Origin of the sequence: Streptomyces fradiae ATCC 10745 = DSM 40063, from assembly GCF_008704425.1 — a bacterium.
GTDB lineage: Bacteria > Actinomycetota > Actinomycetes > Streptomycetales > Streptomycetaceae > Streptomyces > Streptomyces fradiae.
The window spans coordinates 5,289,039-5,311,167 of record NZ_CP023696.1 but is presented as its reverse complement, the minus strand read 5'-3'; the positions used below and the strand labels follow the sequence as shown (position 1 = coordinate 5,311,167).

The window sequence follows — 22,129 nt, the reverse complement described above, 5'->3', positions numbered from 1 at the left end:
GGTCTCGTACCGGCGGCGGATCCGTTGCCGGTCCGCCTGTCCGGCCTGGCTCGTCGGTGGCCGTGCTTGTCGGTCGCTGTGCTTGTCGGTCGCTGTGCTTGTCGGTCGCTGTGCTTGTCGGTGGCCGTGCTCGTCGATCGGTCCGCTCGCGGCGGGTCCGCCCGCCGGTCAGTCCGCCGGTGCGCCGGTCCGCCCGCCGGCGGGTCTGCCGCCGGAGGCGGACGCTTCCGCGATCGCGCGCAGGCCGTCCTCGAAGGCCCGGGCGAGCCGCTCGACGGTGTCCCGCCGGTGGAGCGCCGCCGAGTAGGTCCAGGAGAACTCCATCCGGTCGCCCGACACGCTGCCCGTGACGTCCAGGACGTTCGTGCGGAGCTCGGACGGGGCGTGGTCGCCCCCCGGGCTCGGGAGGAAGCCGCGGTAGAAGCGGTCCCCGCCGCCCTGGCCGCCGAACTGGCCCAGGTAGTTGAAGGAGACCGGCACCATCGGCAGGTCGCCCAGCCCGGCCCGCTGCTCCTCGGTGCCCAGGTGGGCCAGCGCGCCGAAGCCGATGCCGTTGCGGGGCACGCGGCGCAGCTGCCGCTTGACGGCCGACACCGTGCGGCGCCAGTCCGCGTCCCCGGGCAGGTCGAGGACGACCGGGTGGACGGTGGTGAACCAGCCCGCGGTACGGGAGAGGTCCACGTCGTCGAAGAGCTCCTCGCGGCCGTGGCCCTCCAGCTCCACCAGCACCCGGGACGAGCCGGTCCACTCCTGGAGCACGCGGCCCAGCGCGGCCAGCAGGACGTCGTTGACGCGGCTGCGGAAGACACCCGGCACCCGCTGCAGCAGCAGCCGGGTGTGCTCCTCGGACAGCGCGGAGACGACCGTGTCCTGCGAGGCCACGGTGTTGTCCCCGCCGGGGTGGTCCAGCGGCACGTCGGCCGGCGCGCCGTCGAGGACGCCCGCCCAGTGGGCGGCCTCGTCGTCGAAGCCGCCGTCGCGGGTGAACTCCGCGAGCCGGGTCGCCCACTGCTGGAAGGACGTGGACTTGGCGCCCAGGTCGGGGCGCTTCCCGGCCGCGACCCGCTCGTAGGCGGCGGCCAGGTCCTCCAGGAGGACCCGCCAGGTCACCCCGTCGACCACCAGGTGGTGCGCGGTGAGCAGCAGCCGGGTGGGGCGGGTGGCGCCGCCGGCGAAGGCGACGGCCTCGAACAGCGGGCCCGCCTCCAGGCGTCCCGCGGGCCGCGGTCGGTGCGCCCGCTCGCGTATCGCGGCGTCCAGCGCGTCGTCGCTCATCCTGGAGGCGTCGACGCACTGCCAGACGCGCAGCGGGTCCTCGTGCGGGACGATGTCCTGGGTCCACCCGCCGCCCTGGCGGGTGACGCGCAGCCTGAGCATGTCGTGCTGCTCCAGGAGGGCCGCGACGGCCCGGGGCATCAGGGCGAGGTCGACGGTCTCGTCGAGTTCCACCAGCAGCGTCATGTCGAAGTGCTCGGGCGCTACGGGGTGGCTGTCCAGGAACCAGCTCTGTACGGGGGTGAGCGGCACCCGGCCCGTCACGGTGCCCTGCTCGGCCCCGGCCCCGGCCCCGCCGGACGGGGCGTCCGCGTCGAGCCCGGCGGCCAGTCCGGCCACGGTCTGCCGTACGAACACGTCCTTCGAGGTCAGGACGAGCCCCGCCTTGCGGGCCCGGGACACCAGCTGGATGCTGAGGATGGAGTCGCCGCCGAGCTCGAAGAAGTTGTCCTCGACCCCGACGCGTTCGACACCGAGCAGCTCGGCCCAGATCCCGGCGAGCAGGCGTTCCGTCGCGGTGCGCGGCGCCACGTAGGCGGCTCCGGCGAGGGCGTCGTGGGAGGGCTGCGGCAGGGCCTTGCGGTCCAGCTTGCCGTTGGCGTTGAGCGGGAGCTCGTCGAGGAGCACCACGGCGGCGGGGATCATGTACTCGGGCAGGGACGCGGAGGCCGCCGCCCTGACCTCCCGGGCGGAGACGCCGTCGGCCACCACGTAGGCGACCAGGCGGCGGACTCCGGGCGAGTCCTCGCGCACGACGGCGACGGCGTGCCGCACGCCCGGCACCGCGGCCAGGACGGCCTCGATCTCGCCCAGCTCGATGCGGAAGCCGCGGATCTTGACCTGGTTGTCGGTGCGGCCGATGAACTCCAGCTCGTGGTCAGGGGTCCAGCGGACCGTGTCGCCGGTCCGGTAGAGCCGGCTGCCGGGCGGGCCGAAGGGGTCGGCGACGAATCGTTCCGCCGTCAGGTCGGGCCGCCCGGCGTACCCCTGTGCGACGCCCGCGCCGCCGAGGTACAGCTCGCCGTGCACGCCGACGGGCACCGGCCGCAGCGAGGCGTCCAGGACGTGGGCGCGCACGCCGGGCACGGGGCGGCCGATGAGGGGCCGCTCACCGGCCCTGATCGGCCAGTACAGGCTGTTCACGGTGTTCTCGGTGGGGCCGTAGAAGTTGTAGCCGGTGGCCACCCCGGCGTCCCGGAGCCGGGCGAGGAGGGCCTCGTCGAGCGCCTCGGCGCCGACGGTGATCACCTCGGGCCGGTGGGCGCCCTCGTCGAGCAGTCCGGCCGCGACGAGCTGGGCGAGGTAGGACGGGGTCGCGTCGAAGTAGTCGACGCGCCAGTCGTACAGGGCGCGGCACAGCTCCTCGGCGTCCAGCCGGGTCCGCTCGTCCACCACGTGCAGGTGGTGGCCGTGGAGCAGCCACACCAGGGGGTCCCAGGAGGCGTCGAAGGAGAAGGCGGCGATGTGCGCGGCGCGGCGCGGCCGCTCCGGGTCGGGCAGCGCGTCGAGGACGACCGCCCGGTAGCCGTCGATCATGGCCCGGAGGTTGCCGTGGCTCACCACGACGCCCTTGGGGGTGCCGGTGGAGCCGGACGTGTACATCACGTACGCGGGGTGCGCGTCGGTGAGCGGCCGGGTGCGGTCGGTGTCGTCCGGCGGCGAGGCGTCGCCTTCCGCGAGCGCGGGGGCGAGCTCCCCGTCCAGGGCGGTCACCGCCACGTCGGGGCCGAGCAGCGCGCGCAGCGCGGGGGCGCTCGCCTCGACGGTGAGGACGGTGTGCGGACGGGCCTGGCCGATGACGGAGCGGATGCGGTCGTCCGGGTGGGACGGGTCGACGGGGACGTAGGCGGCACCGGCCCGCAGGCAGGCGAACACGGCCGTCACCGTGTCCGCCGTGCGCGGCAGGACCAGGGCGATCCGGTCGCCGGGCCCGGCACCGGAGGCGATGAGGCGGCGGGCCAGCCGGTTGACGCGGGCGTCGAGAGCGCCGAAGGACAGGGTGACGTCCCCGGCGGTCAGCGCGGGCCGGTGCGGGTGTGCCTCGGCGGTCGCGGCCAGGGCCCGCAGGACGTGGCCGTCGCCGGCCCGCAGGGCGGGCCCGGTCGCGGCGGCCAGCAGCTCGCGCCGGGTGTCGTCGGACAGCGGGACGAGGTCGCGCACGCTGCGGCCGTCGTCCTCAACCAGCATCCGCAGCAGCGTCACGAGCTGGTCGGCGAAGCGGACGGCGGTGCCGTGGTCGAACAGGTCGGTGTTGTACTCCAGGGCGCCCAGCAGCCGTCCGTCCACCTCGCCGAAGTCGAGGCTGAGGTCGAACAGCGCGTGCTCCCGGACCAGGGGGTGGTCGGCGAGCTCCAGGCCCTCGAGGCGCGGGGCGTCGCCGGGCGCGTTCTGGAGCGCGACGACCACCTGGACGAGGGTGGGCCGCGACGGGTCGCGCTCGGGCGCCACCGCCTCCACCACACGGTCGAAGGGCACGTCGGCGTGCTCGAAGGCGTCGAGGACGGTTTCGCGGACCCGCGCGAGCAGCCCGGCGACGGTCGCCGACTCGTCCACCCGGGTGCGCAGGGCGAGGGTGTTGACGAAGAACCCGACGATGTCCTCCAGCTCGGCGCGTTCCCTGCCGGAGGTGACGGTGCCGACGGTGATGTCGTCCTGCCCGGTCCACCGGGACAGCAGCAGCTGCACGGCGGCCGTGAGCGTCATGAACAGGGTGGTGCCGTGCGCCCGGCCGAGCCGGTGCAGGTCGTCCAGGACGTCGGAGGGGACGGCGAAGTCGTGGACCGCGCCCGCGGTGCCGCGCACGGTGGGGCGCGGGCGGTCGGTGGGCAGCTCCAGCGGCTCCGCCCCGGCCAGGCGCCGCGTCCAGTGCTCCAGGGAGTCCTGGAACGCCCGCGAGGACTCCCTGCGGCTCTGCCAGACGGCGAAGTCCGCGTACTGCAGGGGCAGGTCGACGAGCCCCGCCCGTGCGGGCAGGTCCGCGGCGGCCGTGCCCGGGTGGGACAGGGCCGCCGCGTACAGGGCGCCGAGCTCCCGGGTGATCAGGGACATCGACCAGGCGTCGGTGACGATGTGGTGGACGCACATCAGCAGGACGTGCTCCTCGGCGCCGAGCCCGACGAGCATCAGCCGCAGCAGCGGGCCCTCGTCCAGCGCGAAGGGGCGCTGGACCTCGGTGGCGAGCAGCGCGTCGAGTCCGGCCGCGGAGCCGCCGGTCAGGTCGGCGAAGGGGAGCGGCACGGGCGCGGCCGGGCGGACGACCTGCGCGGGGCTGCCGTCGCGGGCGACGAAGACGGTGCGCAGCGCCTCGTGCCGGTGCACCAGGGCGTCCACGGCGGTCCGCAGCGCCTCCCGGTCGAGCGGGCCGGAGATCCTGAGCGCGGCGCCCGAGTTGTACTCGGAGCCGCCCGGCTCGAAGTCGTCCAGGAACCACAGGCGGCGCTGCGCGTACGACAGGGGCAGCGGCTCGTCGCGCGGGGCGGGCGTGATGCGGCCGTCGTCCGGGTCCGTCGCGGTGGTGTTCCGGGCGGCGTCCGCGGTGGCGTCCAGGAGTGCGGCGAGCCCGGCGATCGTCGGGTGGTCGAAGACGCTGCGCGGGGGCAGCCGCACCCCGAGCACGTCGGCGGCCCGGGACAGCATGCGGACGCTCCCGACGGAGTCGCCGCCGACGCGGAAGAAGTTGTCGTGCACGCCCGGGTCGTCCAGGCCGAGCAGTTCGGCCCAGATCCCGGCGAGGGCGGTCTCCGTGGGGGTGGACGGCGGCACGTGCCCGGCGCCCGACTGGCCCGCCCAGTCGGGCGCCGGCAGGGCCTTGCGGTCCACCTTGCCGTTGCTGGTCAGCGGGATCGCGTCGAGCAGGCAGAACGCGGACGGCACCAGGTACTCCGGCAGCACCGCGGCCAGTTCCCCGCGCAGCCCCTCGACGGTGAGCGTGCCGGGCACGGCGGGCACGGCGTAGGCGACGAGCCTGCGGTCGGTGCCGCTGCCCCGGACGTCGACGACGGCCTGCGCGACGCCGGGCAGCCGCAGGAGGGTGCCCTCCACCTCGCCCGATTCGATGCGGTGGCCGCGGATCTTCACCTGGCCGTCCGAGCGGCCGAGGAACTCCAGCTGGCCGTCGGCGCGTCGGCGCACCACGTCACCGCTGCGGTACATGCGGGCACCCGCCGGGCCGAACGGGTCGGCGACGAACCGCTCCGCGGTCAGCGCGGGCCGCTGCCAGTAGCCGTACGCGAGGCCGTCGCCCGCGATGTACAGCTCGCCGGGCACGCCGGGGCCCACCGGCCGCAGCCAGCGGTCCAGGACGTACAGGCGGGTGCCCTCGATGGCCGTGCCGATCGGCGGGGTGGCCGAGCCGGACAGCGGGGCGCTCATGGTGGCGCACACGGTGGACTCGGTGGGTCCGTAGGCGTTGAACATCCGGCGTCCCGTGGAGAACTCGGCGACGAGCTCGCCGGGGGTGGCCTCGCCGGCCACCAGCAGCGCCCGCAGCGGCCGCAGGTCCTCGGGTCTGAGGCCGGGCAGCAGCGCGGGCGGCAGCGTCACATGGGTGACGCCGTACGCGTCCAGCGCCCGGACGAGTCCCTCGCCGTGCAGCTGCTCCCTGGGCAGCACCACGGCCGTGGCGCCGTTCAGCAGCGCCACGGTCAGTTCCGCGATCGCCGCGTCGAAGGCGGGCGAGGCGAACTGGAGCATCCGCGTCCCCGGGCCCACGTCCATGCGGGTGCCCTGGGCGGCGGCCAGCGCCGCGATGCCGTGGTGGGCGACCAGGACGCCCTTGGGGCGGCCGGTGGAACCGGAGGTGTAGATCATGTACGCGGCGTCGGCGGCCGTGGCGAGGTGCGGCGCGGGCTCGCACGCCAGGATCTCCTCGCGCACCTGGTCGATCAGGAGCCGCTCGACCGTGCCGGGGAGCACCCCCGCGCGGTCCGTGTCGGTGACGACGGTACGCACGCCCGCGTCGCCCACGACGTAGGCGATGCGCTCCGCCGGATAGCCGGGGTCGAGCGGCAGGTAGACGCCGCCCGCCTGCATGATGCCGAGCAGCGCGGCCACCTGGTCGGTGCCCCGCTCCAGGCACACGCCCACGAACTGGCCGCGCCGCAGCCCGCGCCGGAGCAGGTACGCGGCGAAGCGTGCGGCGCGGTCGGTCAGTGCGGTGAAGGTCAGCTGCTCCCGGTCGGAGACGACGGCGAGGTCCCCGGGGTGCCGCTCGGCGCGCTCCGCGAGGAGTTCGCCGAGGGTGCGCGGCACGGGGCCGGCACCGCCCCGGCCGGCGTCGAGGGCCCGGGAGCGGCCGTCGGCGCCGAGCGGTTCGGTGCCGCACAGCGGCCGGGGGTCGGCGGCTGCGGCGAGCACCGCGCACAGGTCGTGGGCGAGCCGTTCGACCGTGGCCGGGTCGAACAGGTCGGTGACGAACTCGATCCGCGCGTCGAGGCCGTCGGCGCTCTCCTGGAACTCGAAGGTCAGGTCGAAGACGGAGTGCTCGCGCGGCAGCGGGTGGGGGGCGACCTCGAGGTCGCCCAGACCGGCGCCCTGCCCGCTGTCGAGGTTCTGGAGGACCACGGTGGCCTGCACGAGCGGCGGCATGGAGCTGTCGCGCTCGTCGAGTACGGCGTCCACGACGGCGTCGAAGGGCACCTCGGCGTGGTCGAGGTCGGCCAGCACGCCGTCCTTGACGCCGGCGAGCAGCTGCCCGAAGGTCTGCCGCTCGTCGACCCGGCCGCGCAGGGCCACCGTGTTGACGAAGAAGCCGACCGTCTCGCGCAGCCGCGGGTCGTCCCGGCCGGCCACGACCGTGCCGACGACCACGTCGTCCGACCGGGTCCAGCGGGAGAGGACCAGCCGGACGCCCGCGACGAGCACCATGAACAGGTTGGCGTCCTGCGCCGCGGCGGCCTGCCGCATGGCGTCGGCGGTGGCCCCGGGCACGTGGAAGGTGTGCGAGCCGCCGCGGGTGCCGCGCACGGCCGGGCGCGGCCGGTCGGTGGGCAGCGCCAGGGGCTCCGCCCCGGCCAGCTTGGACCGCCAGTGCTCCAGCGACCGTTCGTAGCGCTCGCCGCTGAGCCGTTCGCGCTGCCACACCGCGTAGTCCGCGTACTGCACGGCCGGTTCGGTGAGGCCCGCGGCGGCGGGCAGGTCGGCGACGGGCGCGGCGGGCCGCTCCACCGCCGCCCGGTAGAGCACGTCCAGCTCGGCGCGCAGCAGCCCCATCGACCAGCCGTCGGTGATGATGTGGTGCATCGTCAGCAGCAGCACGTGCCGCCGCTCCCCGGTCCGTATCGCGTGGACGCGCAGCAGCGGCCCGGTGGCCAGGTCGAAGGGCAGGTGGTGGCGTTCGCGCAGCGCCTCGGCGAGCGTGTCGTCGTCGCGCGCCTCGGTGTACTCGAAGGCCAGCGCGTCCTCGGCCTCCCGCGGCGGGCGCACCCGCTGCGCGCCCTGGCCGTCCTTGTCGTGGAAGGTGGTGCGCAGCGACTCGTGCCGCACGACGAGCGCGGCGCAGGCGCGGCGCAGCGCCTCGGGGTCGAGGTCGCCGCGCAGCCGAAGGCAGATACCGGAGTTGTAGTCGGCCCGTCCCGGCTCCAGCCGGTCGAGGAACCACAGCCGTTGCTGGGCGTACGACAGGGGCAGCTCGCCGTCCCGGGGTAAGCGGGCGATCCTGTCGCGGTCCTTGCGGGCCTGCTGCGCCGCCAGTCGGCGAAGCATCTCCTGCTTCAGCCGCTCCTTGCGGTCGAGGGTCATCGCGCTGTCCTCCGAGGGTGGTCCGTATGGTGCGGATGGGAGTTCGGCAGGGGGGTTCATGGCTCAGTCGAGGTCCTCGACCTCCGCGAGGACGGCTTCCTCGACGGCCTCGGCGAAGGCCCGCAGCGTCTGGTGGGCGAACAGCGACCGCGTGGGCACGCGCACCCCGAAGGCGGTCTCGACGGCGCCGACGACCTGGATGCCGCGGACGGAGTCGCCGCCGATGTCGAAGAAGTTGTCGTGGACCCCGATCCGCTCACGTCCCAGGATCCCGGCCCAGATGTCGGCGAGCGCCTCTTCGGTGACGGTCTCGGGCGCCTCGTAGCGGTCCTCGGACATCCGGGACCAGTCGGGCGCCGGCAGTGCCCGGCGGTCCACCTTGCCGTTGGGCGTCAGCGGCAGCTCGTCGATGGGCAGCAGCACCGCCGGGACCATGTAGGCGGGGAGCATCCCGGCGAGCTTGGCCCGTACGGCGTCCGGGTGGGGCCGGGCGGCGGGCTCCTCCGGCAGGAGGTGGCCGACCAGCTGCTTGGACCCGGACGGGGAGTCCACGACGGCGACGGCGGCGCGGGCGACCCCCGGGCAGTCGGCGAGGGCGTTCTCGATCTCGCCGAGCTCGATGCGGAAGCCGCGGATCTTGACCTGTCCGTCGGCGCGGCCGATGAACTCGATCCGGCCGTCGGCGTCCCAGCGCACCACGTCGCCGGTGCGGTAGAGGCGCCCGCCGGCGGAGAACGGGTCGGCGACGAACCGCTCGGCGGTCAGCGCGGGCCGGTTCTCGTAGCCGCGGGCCACTCCGTCGCCCGCGAGGTACAGCTCGCCCGCCGTCCCGGCCGGGACCGGCCGCAGCAGCGCGTCCAGGACGTAGGCGCGGGTGTTGTCCATCGGCCGGCCGATGGGCGTCACGGCGGCCCGCGCCTCGTCGGCGGTGATCGGGGTGCAGGTGGCGAACGTGGTCGTCTCGGTCGGGCCGTAGACGTGCACGACGGTGGTGTCCGGGCACGCCTCGGCGACCCTGGCGAACGCCGCGGGCTGCGCCGCCTCGCCGCCGGTCCACACCTCGCGCAGTCCGCCGAAGCAGCCCGGGTCGGCCTGCGCGAACAGGGTGAACAGCGCGGTCGTCAGGAACATCGCGGTGACGCCGTGCCGTGCGGCGCCGGTGCGGATGACCTCGGCCGTCAGGTCGCCGGCGGGGGCGACGGCGACGGTGCCGCCGGCCAGGAGCGGCGCCCACACCTCGTAGGTGGCGGCGTCGAAGGCGTGCGGCGAGTGGAACAGCACCCGCTCGTGCGCGCCCTGCCAGCGCCGGTCGCGGGTCAGCGCCACGACGCTGCGGTGGCTGACGGTGACCCCCTTGGGGGTGCCGGTGGAGCCGGACGTGAACATCACGTACGCGGCGCAGTCCGCCGGGACCCGGGGCGGCGCGGCACCGCTGCCGGCGGGAACGGCGTCGCCGATCGCGTCGTACGTGATCACCGGCACGCCGGGCTCGACGAGCCGGTCGAGCATCGAGGTGTCCGCGACGGCCGCCGCGGCCGCGGTGTCCTTGAGCAGCCAGGCGACCCGGTCCGCGGGGAACGCCGCGTGTACGGGGACGTACGCGGCGCCCGCCTTCAGCACGGCCAGCATCGCCACGACCACCCGCGTGGAGCGCGGCATCAGCAGCAGCACCCGCGACTCGGGGCCGACGCCCCGCTCCGCCAGCACCCGGGCCAGCCGGTCGGCCTCGGCGTCGAGCTCCGCGTACGTCAGCTGCCCGTCCTCGCCGGTGACGGCGACCGCGTCGGGCCGCCGGCCGGCCTGCTCGGCGAACAGCTCGGGCACGCTCCGGCCGGGCACTTCGGTGGTCCCGCCGTCCTGGAAGGCGGCCAGGGCCGGGTCCCGGCGGCCCGGCATCCGGCCGAGCGGCACGTCGGCGCCCTCGGTGATGGCCCTGAGGATGTCGCCGAGGTGGTCCAGCAGGCCGCGCACGGTCGGCTCGTCGAAGTGCTTCGGCTCGTATCCGAGGACCAGCCGGACCCGGTCACCGGAGTACGCGCTGAGGGTGAGCGGGTAGTTGGTGGCCTCGTTGGCGGTGACGTCCTCCACGGTGAGGCCGTGGGCGCGGGCGCTGTCCTCGTCGACGGGGTAGTTCTCGAAGACGACGAGGCTGTCGAAGAGGGTGGTGTCCGCGGGCAGCCCCGCCTCCGCCTGGACCCGGGCCAGCGAGAGGTAGTCGTGGCGACGGGACTCGGTCTGCTGGAGCTGGATGCCGCGCAGCCAGTCGGCGACGGGCCGGGCCGGGTCGAGGCGGATACGCACCGGCAGGGTGTTGATGAAGATGCCGACGGTGGACTCGACGTCCGGCAGGTCGGTGGGGCGGCCGGAGGTCGTCGCGCCGAACACGATGTCCGTCTGACCGGAGTACGCCGACAGCAGCAGCGCCCAGGCGCCCTGGACGACCGTGTTGACGGTCAGGCGGTGGCGCTTGGCGAAGTCCAGCACCGCGTCGGACAGCCCGTCCGGGACGTCCAGCTCCTGGCGCTCGGTGGCCCGAGCGGCACGGACGTCGTCGGGGGCCCGGTCGTAGGGCAGGGGGACGGGGGTGTCGTATCCGGCGAGGACGTCGCGCCAGTAGGCGTGGGCCGCCTCGGTGTCCTGCTCGCTGAGCCAGGCGTGGTAGTCGCGGAACGCGGGGCGGGCCGGCAGGGCCCCGCCGCGGTAGGCGGTGAACAGGTCCGCCATCACCAGCGGCAGGCTCCAGCCGTCCAGCAGGATGTGGTGGAAGGTCCACACGACCTGCACCCGCGTCTCCGACAGCCGGAACAGCGCCACCCGCGACAGCGGAGCCACGGACAGATCGATCCCGGCCCGCTCGTCCGCCGCCGTGAACTCCTCCAGCGCCGCCCGCTGCCCCTCCTCCGGCAGACCGCTCCAGTCCCCCACCGTGACGGGCAGGACGGCTTCGCGCCGGACGATCTGCACGGGCTGCTCGATGCCCTGCCGGGCGATCGTCGTCCGCAGGACGGGCGTGGCGTCCACGACCCGCTGCCAGGCGCGGGCGAGCGCCTCGATGTCGGTGACGCCGTCCAGCACCAGGAGCGTCTGCTCGAAGTAGGAGGGGGAGTCGGGTTCAAGGAGGGTGTGGAAGAGCATGCCCTGCTGCATCGGGGTCAGCGGGTACACGTCCTCCACGTCCCGCCCGTCACCGACGAGCCTGTCCACCTCCGCCTGCGACAGCGACACCAGCGGGAAGTCCGACGGGGTCGCCCCGCCGGCGCCGTCCGTGAGGCAGTGCCCGACCAGCTCCGTCAGCTCCGCCGCGAACCGCTCGGCCAGACCCGCCACCGTCGCCTCGTCGTGCACCGCCGTCGAGAACGCCCAGTCGAAGACCAACCGCCCGTCCACGACACGGCCGACCACGTCCAGCAGATGCGGCCGCTCGTCCAGCGGGGCGTACTCGCCGCCGGGGTGGAGGTCCGAGGGGGTGAAGAGGCCGTCCTCACCGGCCGGCGCGTCGAACTGGCCGAGGTAGTTGAAGCCGACGCGCCGTTCGGGGAGCGAGCCGAGTTCACCGCGGAGGTGGCGCAGGGCACCGAAGCCCAGCCCCCGGTTCGGGATGCCGCGCAGGGCCTCCTTGGTGTGCTTGATCTGCGCGTCCCACCCGTCGTACGACCGCAGCACCACCGGGAACATCGTCGTGAACCAGCCCACCGTCCGGGACAGGTCCACCCCCTCGAACAACTCCTCACGCCCATGACCCTCAAGGTCGATCAGCAGCCGCTCCCGACCCGACCAGCCACACAGCACCCGCGCCAGAGCCGCCAGCAGCACATCGTTGACCTGCGTCCGGTAGACCCCCGGCACCTCCTGCAGCAACCGCCGCGTCACCCCCTCCGGAAGCCCCCACCGCACCACCTCCTGGGTACCCATCAGGTTCGCCCCGTCGGAGTCCACGGGGACGTCGGAGGGGACGCCGTCGGTGAGCGCCGTCCAGTAGGGCAGTTCGGCGTCGAAGCCGCCCTGCTCGGTGTGGTCGGCGAGGCGTGCCGCCCAGTGCGGGAAGGAGGTGGTCTTCGCGCCCAGCGGCATCCGCCGGCACGCCGTCTCCAGGTCCTCCAGCAGGACCCGCCACGACACACCGTCCACCACCAGGTGATGCGCCGCCAGCAGCAACCGCGAACCGCCCGCCCGACCACCGTCGAACAGCACCACCCGCACCAGCGGGCCCTCCGCCAGATCCAGAGCCGACTGCACCCGCACCGAGTGCTCCCGCACCACAGCGTCTCGGTCCGCCCCCGACAGACCGCGCACATCCACGGTCTCGAAGACCCGGCCCACATCCTCCGACGTGGCGACCGACAGCTCCCCCTCCACCACCCGCAACCGCAGCATGTCGTGATGCCCCAGCAGCACCCCCACCGCCTCCGGCAGCACCCCCGCCTCGAAACCCCCACCCGGCTCCAGGAGCACCGCCATGTTGAAGTGATGCGGCGCCCGCACATGCCGCCCCAGGAACCAGCCCACGATCGGCGTCACCGCCACTCCACCCGACACCACACCCTGCTCGGCCGTCGGCGCGGCGCCCCGGCCGGGCGCGGCGGCCTCGGCGAGTCCGGCGACGGTCTGGTGGGCGAAGACGTCCTTCGAGGTGACGTGGACGTTCGCGCGGCGGGCCCGGGAGACGACCTGGATGCTCAGGATCGAGTCACCGCCCAGGTCGAAGAAGTTGTCGTGCACACCGACCCGCTCCACACCCAGCACCGACGCGAACACCCCCGCCAGCACCCGCTCGACCTCGTTGCGCGGCGCGACATGGGCGGCGTCGTCCGGCGCCCAGTCCGGGTCGGGCAGCGCCTTGGTGTCGGTCTTGCCGTTGACGGTGAGCGGCAGCGCGTCCAGCGGCACCACGGCCGCCGGGACCATGTGCGCGGGCAGCACCTCGGCGACGGCGGCGCGCAGCGCGGCGGGGTCCGGAGTCGTGCCGTCCTCGGGGATGACGTACCCGACGAGCCGCTTGGAGCCGGGGCGGTCCTCGCGGACGGCGACCACGGCCTGCCTGACGCCCGGCCGGGCGAGGAGCGCGGCCTCGATCTCGCCCAGTTCGATGCGGAATCCGCGGATCTTGACCTGGTGGTCGACGCGGCCGACGTACTCCAGCTGGCCGTCGGCACGGCGCCGGACCACGTCGCCGGTGCGGTACATCCGTGCGCCGGGCGCGCCGAACGGGTCGGCGACGAACCTCTCCGCGGTCAGCCCGGGGCGGCCCCAGTACCCGCGGGACAGGCTCTCCCCGCCGATGTACAGCTCGCCCGCGACGCCGTCCGGCACGGGCCGCAGGAACGCGTCCAGGACGTGGACGGTGCTGCCCTCGACGCGGGTGCCGATCGGCGGGGTGGCGCCGCCGGACAGCGGCCCGCTCAGGGTGGCGCACACGGTGGTCTCGGTCGGCCCGTAGGCGTTGACCAGGCAGCGGTCCCGCGACCACCGGTCGACGAGTTCGCCGGGCAGCGCCTCGCCCCCGGCCGCCAGGACGGCGAGTCCGGGCAGCTCCCGCGGGTCCATGGTGGGCAGGACGGCGGGCGGCAGGAGCGCGTGGGTGACACCGAAGTCCCGGATGACGTCGGCGAGTTCGTCACCGGCGAGCTTGTCGCGGGACGGGGTGACCAGCGCGGCGCCGTTGAGGAGGGACGCGGCCCTCTCGAAGACCGCCGCGTCGAAGCTGGGCGAGGAGAACTGCAGGGTGCGCGAGTCCGGGGTGATCCGCATCCGGTCGCGCAGGGTGCGCGCGAGCTCGGCCACGCCCCGGTGGCTGACCACCACGCCCTTGGGGCGTCCGGTCGATCCGGAGGTGTAGATCATGTACGCGGCGTCGTCGAGGCCGACCTCCGGCATCGGCGCGGCCGGCTCCGTGCCGTCGTCGGCCGGTTCGTCGAGGATCAGCTGCCGCTCGGTCGCGGGGACGGCCCCGGCCAGGGAGCGCTGGGTGACGACCATGCGGATGCCGGAGTCGTCGACCATGTACTGGAGGCGGTCGAGCGGGTACGCCGGGTCCATCGGCAGATAGGCCGCGCCGGCCTTCAGCACGCCCAGGTACGCCACGGTCTGCGCGGGGCCGCGCTCCAGGCAGACGCCGACGAACGCCCCGCGCCCCACGCCCCGGGCGCTCAGCGCGCGGGCGACCCGGTCGGAGCGGGCGTCCAGCTCCGCGAAGGTCAGCCGCTCGTCCTCGCCGATGAGCGCGAGGCGGTCCGGGTGCCGCGCGGCCTGGTCGGTGAAGAGCGAGATCATGGTGCCGTCGGTGTCCCCGCGCCGCGCGGGCCCGCCCAGGACGGCCCGCTGTTCGCCGGGGGCGAGCAGCGGCACGGCGGCCAGCCTGCGGTCGGGCTCGGCGACGAGCGCGGTCAGCAGGTGGACGAGCCGGTCGAGCAGGCGACGGGCGGTGTCCGCGTCGAAGTGGTGCGGGTCGTAGCGCAGGTGGAAGCCGATCCGGTCGCCGTCGTAGGCGGCCAGCATCAGTGGATAGTTGGTGGCCTCGTTGGCGCTGATGTCCCGGACGGTCAGGCCGTGGGCGCGGGCGCTGTCCTCGTCGACGGGGTAGTTCTCGAAGACGACGAGGCTGTCGAAGAGGGTGGTGTCCGCGGGCAGCCCCGCCTCCGCCTGGACGCGCGCGAGCGGCAGGTAGTCGTGGCCGCGCGCCTCGGTCTGCTGGAGCTGGATGCCGCGCAGCCAGTCGGCGACGGGCCGGGCCGGGTCGAGGCGGACGCGTACCGGCAGGGTGTTGATGAAGATGCCGACGGTGGACTCGACGTCCGGCAGGTCGGTGGGGCGGCCGGAGGTCGTCGCGCCGAACACGACGTCCGTCTGGCCGGAATACGCCGACAGCAGCAGCGCCCAGGCCGCCTGCACCATGGCGTTGACGGTGATCCGGTGGCGCTTGGCGAAGTCGTGTACGGCGGTGGTCGGTCCGGCGGGCAGGTCGTCGACCAGCCGTGCGGTGGAGCGGGTGGAGCGCACGTCGTCGGGGGCCCGGTCGTAGGGCAGGGGGACGGGGGTGTCGTATCCGGCGAGGACGTCGCGCCAGTAGGCGTGGGCCGCCTCGGTGTCCTGCTCGCTGAGCCAGGCGTGGTAGTCGCGGAACGCGGGGCGGGCCGGCAGGGCGCCGCCGCGGTAGGCGGTGAACAGGTCCGCCATCACCAGCGGCAGGCTCCAGCCGTCCAGCAGGATGTGGTGGAAGGTCCACACGACCTGCACCCGCGTCTCCGACAGCCGGAACAGCGCCACCCGCGACAGCGGAGCCACGGACAGATCGATCCCGGCCCGCTCGTCCGCCGCCGTGAACTCCTCCAGCGCCGCCCGCTGCCCCTCCTCCGGCAGACCGCTCCAGTCCCCCACCGTGACGGGGAAGGGGGCCGAGCGGTGCACCCGCTGGACCGGCTCGTCCAGGCCCTCCCAGGCGAGGGAGGTGCGCAGGACGGGCGTGGCGTCGGCGACCCGCTGCCAGGCGCGGGCGAGGCCCTGGATGTCGGTGACCCCGTCGAGGACGAACATCAGCTGTTCGAAGTAGGAGGGGGAGTCGGGTTCGAGGAGGGTGTGGAAGAGCATGCCCTGCTGCATCGGGGTCAGCGGGTACACGTCCTCCACGTCCCGCCCGTCCCCGACCAGCCGGTCCACCTCCGCCTGCGACAGCGACACCAGCGGGAAGTCCGACGGGGTCGCCCCGCCGGCACCGTCCGTGAGGCAATGCCCGACCAGCTCCGTCAGCTCCGCCGCGAACCGCTCGGCCAGACCCGCCACCGTCGCCTCGTCGTGCACCGCCGTCGAGAACGCCCAGTCGAAGACCAACCGCCCGTCCACCACCTGACCGACCACGTCCAGCAGGTGTGCGCGCTCCTCCTCCGGCGCGTACTCGCCACCGGGGTTGAGCGTGATCGACTCGTACAGGCCGTCTTCGCCGCGCGGGTCGAACCGGCCGAGGTAGTTGAAGCTGACGCGCGGCGCGGGGACCGCCTCCAGCTCGCCGCGGAGGTGGCGCAGGGCACCGAAGCCGATGCCGCGGCCGGGGACGGCCCGCAGGGCCTCCTTGGTGTGCTTGATCTGCGCGTCCCACCCGTCGTACGACCGCAGCACCACCGGGAACATCGTCGTGAACCAGCCCACCGTCCGGGACAGGTCCACCCCCTCGAACAACTCCTCGCGGCCGTGGCCCTCAAGGTCGATCAGCAGCCGCTCCCGACCCGACCAGCCGCACAGCACCCGGGCCAGAGCCGCCAGCAGCACATCGTTGACCTGCGTCCGGTAGACCCCCGGCACCTCCTGCAGCAACCGCCGCGTCAGCCCCTCGGGAAGCTCACACCGCACCGTGGCCTGAGTGCCCATCAGGTTCGCCCCGTCGGCGTCCACGGGGATCTCCGCCCCGGCTCCCGCGGTGGCCTCGGTCCAGTACGACGTCTCCGCGTCGAAGCGGCCTTCCGCGGCGGCGGTCGTGAGCAGCCGCGCCCAGTGCGGGAAGGAGGTGGTCTTCGCGCCCAGCGGCTTGCGTCGGCACGCCGTCTCCAGGTCCTCCAGGAGGACCCGCCACGACACACCGTCCACCACCAGGTGATGCGCCGCCAGCAGCAACCGCGAACCACCCGACGCACCACCGTCGAACAGCACCACCCGCACCAGCGGACCCTCCGCCAGATCCAGCGCCGACTGCACCCGCACCGAGTGCTCCCGCACCACAGCGTCCAGCCCCGCCCCCGACAGACCGCGCACATCCACGGTCTCAAGAACCCGGCCCACATCCTCCGACGTGGCGACCGACAGCTCCCCCTCCACCACCCGCAACCGCAGCATGTCGTGGTGCGCCAGCAGCACCCCCACCGCCTCCGGCAGCACCCCCGCCTCGAAACCCCCACCCGGCTCCAGCAGCACCGCCATGTTGAAGTGATGCGGCGCCCGCACATGCCGCCCCAGGAACCAGCCCACGATCGGCGTCACCGCCACCCCACCCGACACCACACCCTGCTCGTGTGCGGTGGGGGTGCCCTCGCCGCCGTCGGGGACGGCCACGGCCGCCAGGCCCGCGACGGTCTGCCGGACGAAGACGTCCTTCGAGGTGAGCCGCAGTCCCGCGCGGCGGGCCCGGGAGACGACCTGGATGCTCAGGATCGAGTCACCGCCCAGATCGAAGAAGTTGTCGTGCACACCGACCCGCTCCACACCCAGCACCGACGCGAACACCTCCGCGAGCACCCGCTCGACCTCGTCGCGCGGCGCCACGTACACGGCCTCGTCCGCGGCCCAGGCCGGGTCGGGGGCGGGCAGGGCACGCCGGTCCACCTTGCCGTTGCTGTTCAGCGGCAGGGCGTCGAGCGGGACGAGGGTCGCCGGGACCATGTACTCGGGGAGCCGTTCGCCCAGCCGGGCCCGGATGCCGTCGCGGTCGAGCGGGGCGTCCACGCCGCGCTCGGCGACCACGTATCCGATGATCCGCTTCGACCCGGTCCCGGTGTCGTGCACCACGACCGCCGCCTCGCCGACCTCGGGCAGCCGCAGCAGCGCGGCCTCGATCTCGCCCAGTTCGACGCGGAATCCGCGGATCTTCACCTGGGCGTCGGCGCGGCCCACGTACTCCAGGGCGCCGTCGGCCGTCCGGCGCACCAGGTCGCCGGTGCGGTAGAGGCGCTCGCCGGGCGCGGTCGGGTGGGCGACGAACCGCTCGGCGGTCAGGTCGGGCCGCCCCCAGTAGCCGCGGGCGAGACCGGCGCCGCCGATGTACAGCTCGCCGGTGACGCCTTGCGGCACCGGGCGCAGGAGTCCGTCGAGGACCAGCAGCCGGGTGTCGTCGAGGGCGGTGCCGATGGGCAGCGTCGACGCCTCGGCCCCGTGCGGCGCGCAGGCGTGGGCGGTGGCGAAGGTGGTGGTCTCGGTGGGCCCGTAGCCGTTGAGGACCAGCAGGCCGGGACAGGCCTCGGCGACCTTGCGGACGGCCTGAGCGTTCGCCGCCTCGCCACCGGTGATCACCGCACGCATGCCGGAGAAGCACTCCGGCATCTGGTTGGCGTACAGGTTGAACAGCGAGGTGGTGACGAAGGTCGAGTGGACGCCGTGCTCCTCGACCAGCGCGCCGAACGCCTCCGCGTCGAGCTGCTGCGGTGGGGCGACGACGACGCTGCCGCCGTTCAGCAGCGGCACCCAGATCTCGAAGGTCGCCGCGTCGAACGCGTGCGCGGAGTGGAACAGCGTCCGCCGGTGGCGGCCGTCGCGCCAGCGGCCGTCCACGGCGAGCCGGGTGACGGCGTCGTGGGTGACGCCGACGCCCTTCGGGGTGCCGGTGGAGCCCGAGGTGAACATGACGTAGGCGAGCTGGTCGGGGTGGTGCGCGGCTGCCGTGAGCGGTGCGCTCGGGCCGTCGTCCGTGGGCCGGCCGGACGCGTCGAGGACGATCAGGGGCAGCCCGGTGTCGTGCGGGACCCGGTCCTTCGACGCCTCGTCGGCGATCACGCAGACCGCCCCGGTCTGCCGGATCAGCCCGCGGACCCGGTCCAGCGGATGCCCGGCGTGGGCCGGGACGTAGGCGCCGCCCGCGCGCAGCACGGCGAGCATGGAGACGACGACCTGTACGCCGCGTTCCAGGACGAGCACGACGGGCGTCTCGGCGCGCACCCCGGCGGCGCGCAGGCGGCGCGCCAGGTCCTCGGCTCGGGAGCGGAGTTCCGCGTACGTCAGCCGTTCGCCGGTGCCGATCACGGCGGTCTGGTCGGGCACCCTCGCGGCGACGTCCGCGAACAGCTCGGGGACGGTCGGCACGGGGCTCTGCGGGGCGCGGCCGGACCACCCCGCGAGCTGCCGCCGCTCGTCGTCCGACAGCAGGTCCAGGGCGGCGAGCGGCAGGCGGGGCCGGGCGACGGCCGTGGCGACGAGGCGGCGCAGCCGCTCGCCGAGCCGGTGGGCGGACGCCTCGTCGAAGAGGCCGGTGTTGTACTCGATGGCCACCCGGAGGCCGCCGTCGCGCTCCTCGTACTCCACCACCAGGTCGAACAGGGAGCGGGTGCGCGGCAGCAGCACCTCGGCGACGTCGAGACCGGGCAGGACGACCTGCCGGGGCAGGGTGTTCTGCAGCACCATCATCGCCTGGAACAGCGGGGTGCGGGCCGGGTCGCGTTCGGTGACCAGCTCCTCGACCAGCCGGTCGAAGGGCAGTTCGTGGTCGAGGGCCTCCATCACGGTGGTGCGTACGCCGTCGATGAACGACACCACGGTGTCCGTGGTGCGGGGCCTGGAACGGATGACGACCGGGTTGACGAAGAAGCCGACCAGGTCGTCGGTCTGCCGGTGGTCCCGGCCCGCGGAGGCGACGCCCAGGGTGACGTCGCTGCTGCCGGACGCGGTCGCCAGCAGCAGCTGGGTCATCGCGGTCAGCGTCATGAAGAGCGTCGCGCCGCGGCCGCGGCCCAGCTCCTTCAGCGCGTCCGTCTCGGCGGGGGTCAGCTCGAAGCGGTGCACCGCCCCCCGGGTGGTGCGGACCTCGGGGCGCGGCCGGTCGGTGGGCAGCGCGAGGGGCCGCACCTCGTCCAGCTGCCGCTCCCAGTAGGCGAGCCGGCCGGCGGCGGCCGCGCGGTCCCGGCTGCCGTGCTCCCAGGCGGCGAAGTCCGCGTACTGCAGGCGCAGTTCGGCGGGCGGGGCGGCCTGCGGGTCGGTGGCGGCCCGGTAGAGCGCCGTGAGGTCCCTGGTGAGGACGTCCAGGGACCAGCCGTCGCTGACGATGTGGTGGGTGCTCAGCACCAGGACGTGCTCGTCGTCGGCGAGCCGCACCAGTACCGTCCGCAGCAGCGGGCCGGTCGTCAGGTCGAACGGCGTCTCCACCTCGGCGAGCAGCAGCGCGGACAGCGCCTCCTCGCGGTCGGCGCCGGGCAGGCCCGACAGGTCCCGCTCGTCGAGCGCGAGCGGGACGTCGGCCGCGGCGCGGACCCGCTGGACGGGGTGGCCGCCCTCCTCGTGGAAGGTGGTGCGCAGCGACTCGTGCCGGGCGAGCAGCCCGCGCAGGGCCGTCCGCAGCGCGGGCACGTCGAGCGCGCCGCGCAGCCGGTAGGCGCTGCCGGTGTAGTACTCGGTGGAGCCCCCCTCGTACTGGTCGAGGAACCACAGGCGGCGCTGGGCCGACGACAGCGGCAGCGGCCGGTCGCGGTCGGCGCGCGGGATGCCGTCGCCCGCGGCGGCGGTCAGGCCGCCGGCGACGAGTTCGGCGACGGTGGGGTGGGCGAACAGCGCGCGCCGTCCGGCGTGCACGCCCAGCCGGGCCTCGATGCGCGACAGGGCCTGGACGGCGCGGATGGAGTCGCCGCCGAGGTCGAAGAAGTCGTCGTGGACGCCGACCCGGTCGACGCCGAGGAGCTCGGCGAACACCTCGGCGACGGCCTCCTCGGTGGCGTCGCGCGGGGCGACGTACTCGCCGACCAGCTGGGAGGGGGACGGCTCGGGCAGCGCCGCGCGGTCGATCTTGCCGTTGACGGTGAGCGGCAGCGCGTCCAGCACGACGACCGCCTGCGGGACCATGTAGGCGGGCAGTTCGCGTCCGAGGGCGGCGCGGATCGCGGCGGGCGTGGGGGTGGGCGCCCCGGTGCCGGGGACGGCGTACGCGACCAGGCGGCGGTGGCCGGTGCGGTCCTCGCGCACCTGGGCGACGGCGTGGGCGACGCCCGGCTGCCGCATGGCGGCGGCCTCGATCTCGCCCGGTTCGATGCGGAAGCCGCGCAGCTTCACCTGGTCGTCGGCGCGGCCCGCGAACTCCAGCTCACCGCCGTCGGTGCGGCGCACGAGGTCGCCGGTGCGGTACATGCGGGTGCCCGCGGGGCCGTACGGGTCGGCGACGAAGCGTTCCGCCGTGAGGTCGGGGCGGCCGAAGTAGCCGCGGGCCAGGCCCTCGCCCGCGATGTAGAGCTCGCCGGTCGCGCCCGCCGGGACCGGCCGCAGCGTGTCGTCCAGGACGTACACCCGGGTGCCCTCGACTGGGACGCCGAGCGGCGGGGTGCCGCTGCCGCCCAAGGGGGCGCTCATGGTGGCGCACACCGTGGCCTCGGTGGGCCCGTAGCCGTTGTACACGCGGCGGCCCCGCGACCACAGGTCGACCAGCTCGCCCGGGCACGCCTCACCGGCGACCATCAGGGCGGTGAGGCCGGGCACGTCGTCGGGGTTCATGGTGGGCAGCACGGCGGGCGGCAGCGTCGCGTGGGTGACGCGGAAGTCGCGCAGCACCCGGGTCAGCTCGGCACCGGCGAGTCCGCCGCGGTCGAGGACGACGAACGTGGCGCCGTTCAGCAGCGACTTGGTGACCTCGAAGACGGACGCGTCGAAGCTGGGCGAGGCGAACTGGAGCACCCGCGAACCGGGCAGGACCTCCATGCGCTCCCGCTGGGTGCGGGACAGGTCGGCGATGCCGCGGTGGGTGACGACGACGCCCTTGGGGCGGCCGGTGGAACCCGAGGTGTAGATCATGTACGCGGCGTCGTCGGGGCCCAGCTCCGGTGCGGGCGCGTCGGCCGCCGCCGCGTCGTCCAGGTCCGTCAGGAGTACCCGGCGCACCCGGTCCGGCAACCGGCCGGCCACGGACGGCTGGGTGACCACCAGGCCGAGGCCGGAGTCGTCGGCCATGTAGCGCAGCCGCTCCTCCGGGTGCGCCGGGTCCAGCGGTACGTACACCCCGCCCGCGCGCATGACGGCGAGCATCGACACGATGAGCGCGGTGCCGCGCTCCAGGCACACCCCGACCAGCGTCCCGCGGCGCACCCCCCGGCCGTGCAGCACGGCGGCCGCTCTCGCCACCCGCGCGTCCAGTTCGGCGTAGCACATGGAGCCGGATTCGGCCATCAGCGCGATCGCGTCGGGCCGGCGGGCCACCTGTGCGCCGAACAGCGCCGGCAGCGTCCGGTTCTCCGCATGCTGGGCGAAAGCCACGGTTGCTACTCCTTCGAGAGCGGTGCGCGCCGCCGCGTCGGCCTGGCGCGAGGCAAGCCGCACGCCGGTGCGGCTCCACGTACGGGGAAAGGGCAGGGCGCTGCCGCCGAGGGGGCGGCGGCAGCGCGGCGAAGCGGGGCGGGGACGTGCGGGGACGTTTGGGGACGTGCGGGGACGTTTGAGGACGTGCGGGGAC

2 protein-coding genes are annotated in these 22,129 nt (G+C 74.6%); both read right to left on the bottom strand.

From position 1 onward, the window contains the following. Positions 1-168: 168 nt before the first annotated feature. Positions 169-8,013, bottom strand: a complete 7,845-nt coding sequence (locus CP974_RS23545; protein ID WP_051839140.1) for a non-ribosomal peptide synthetase — start codon at positions 8,011-8,013, stop codon at positions 169-171. Positions 8,014-8,076: 63 nt separating this feature from the next. Beyond that, entirely contained in the window at positions 8,077-21,933 is a 13,857-nt protein-coding gene (locus CP974_RS23540; RefSeq protein WP_150485855.1) for a non-ribosomal peptide synthetase, read from the bottom strand. Between the last annotated feature and the right edge of the window lie 196 nt (positions 21,934-22,129).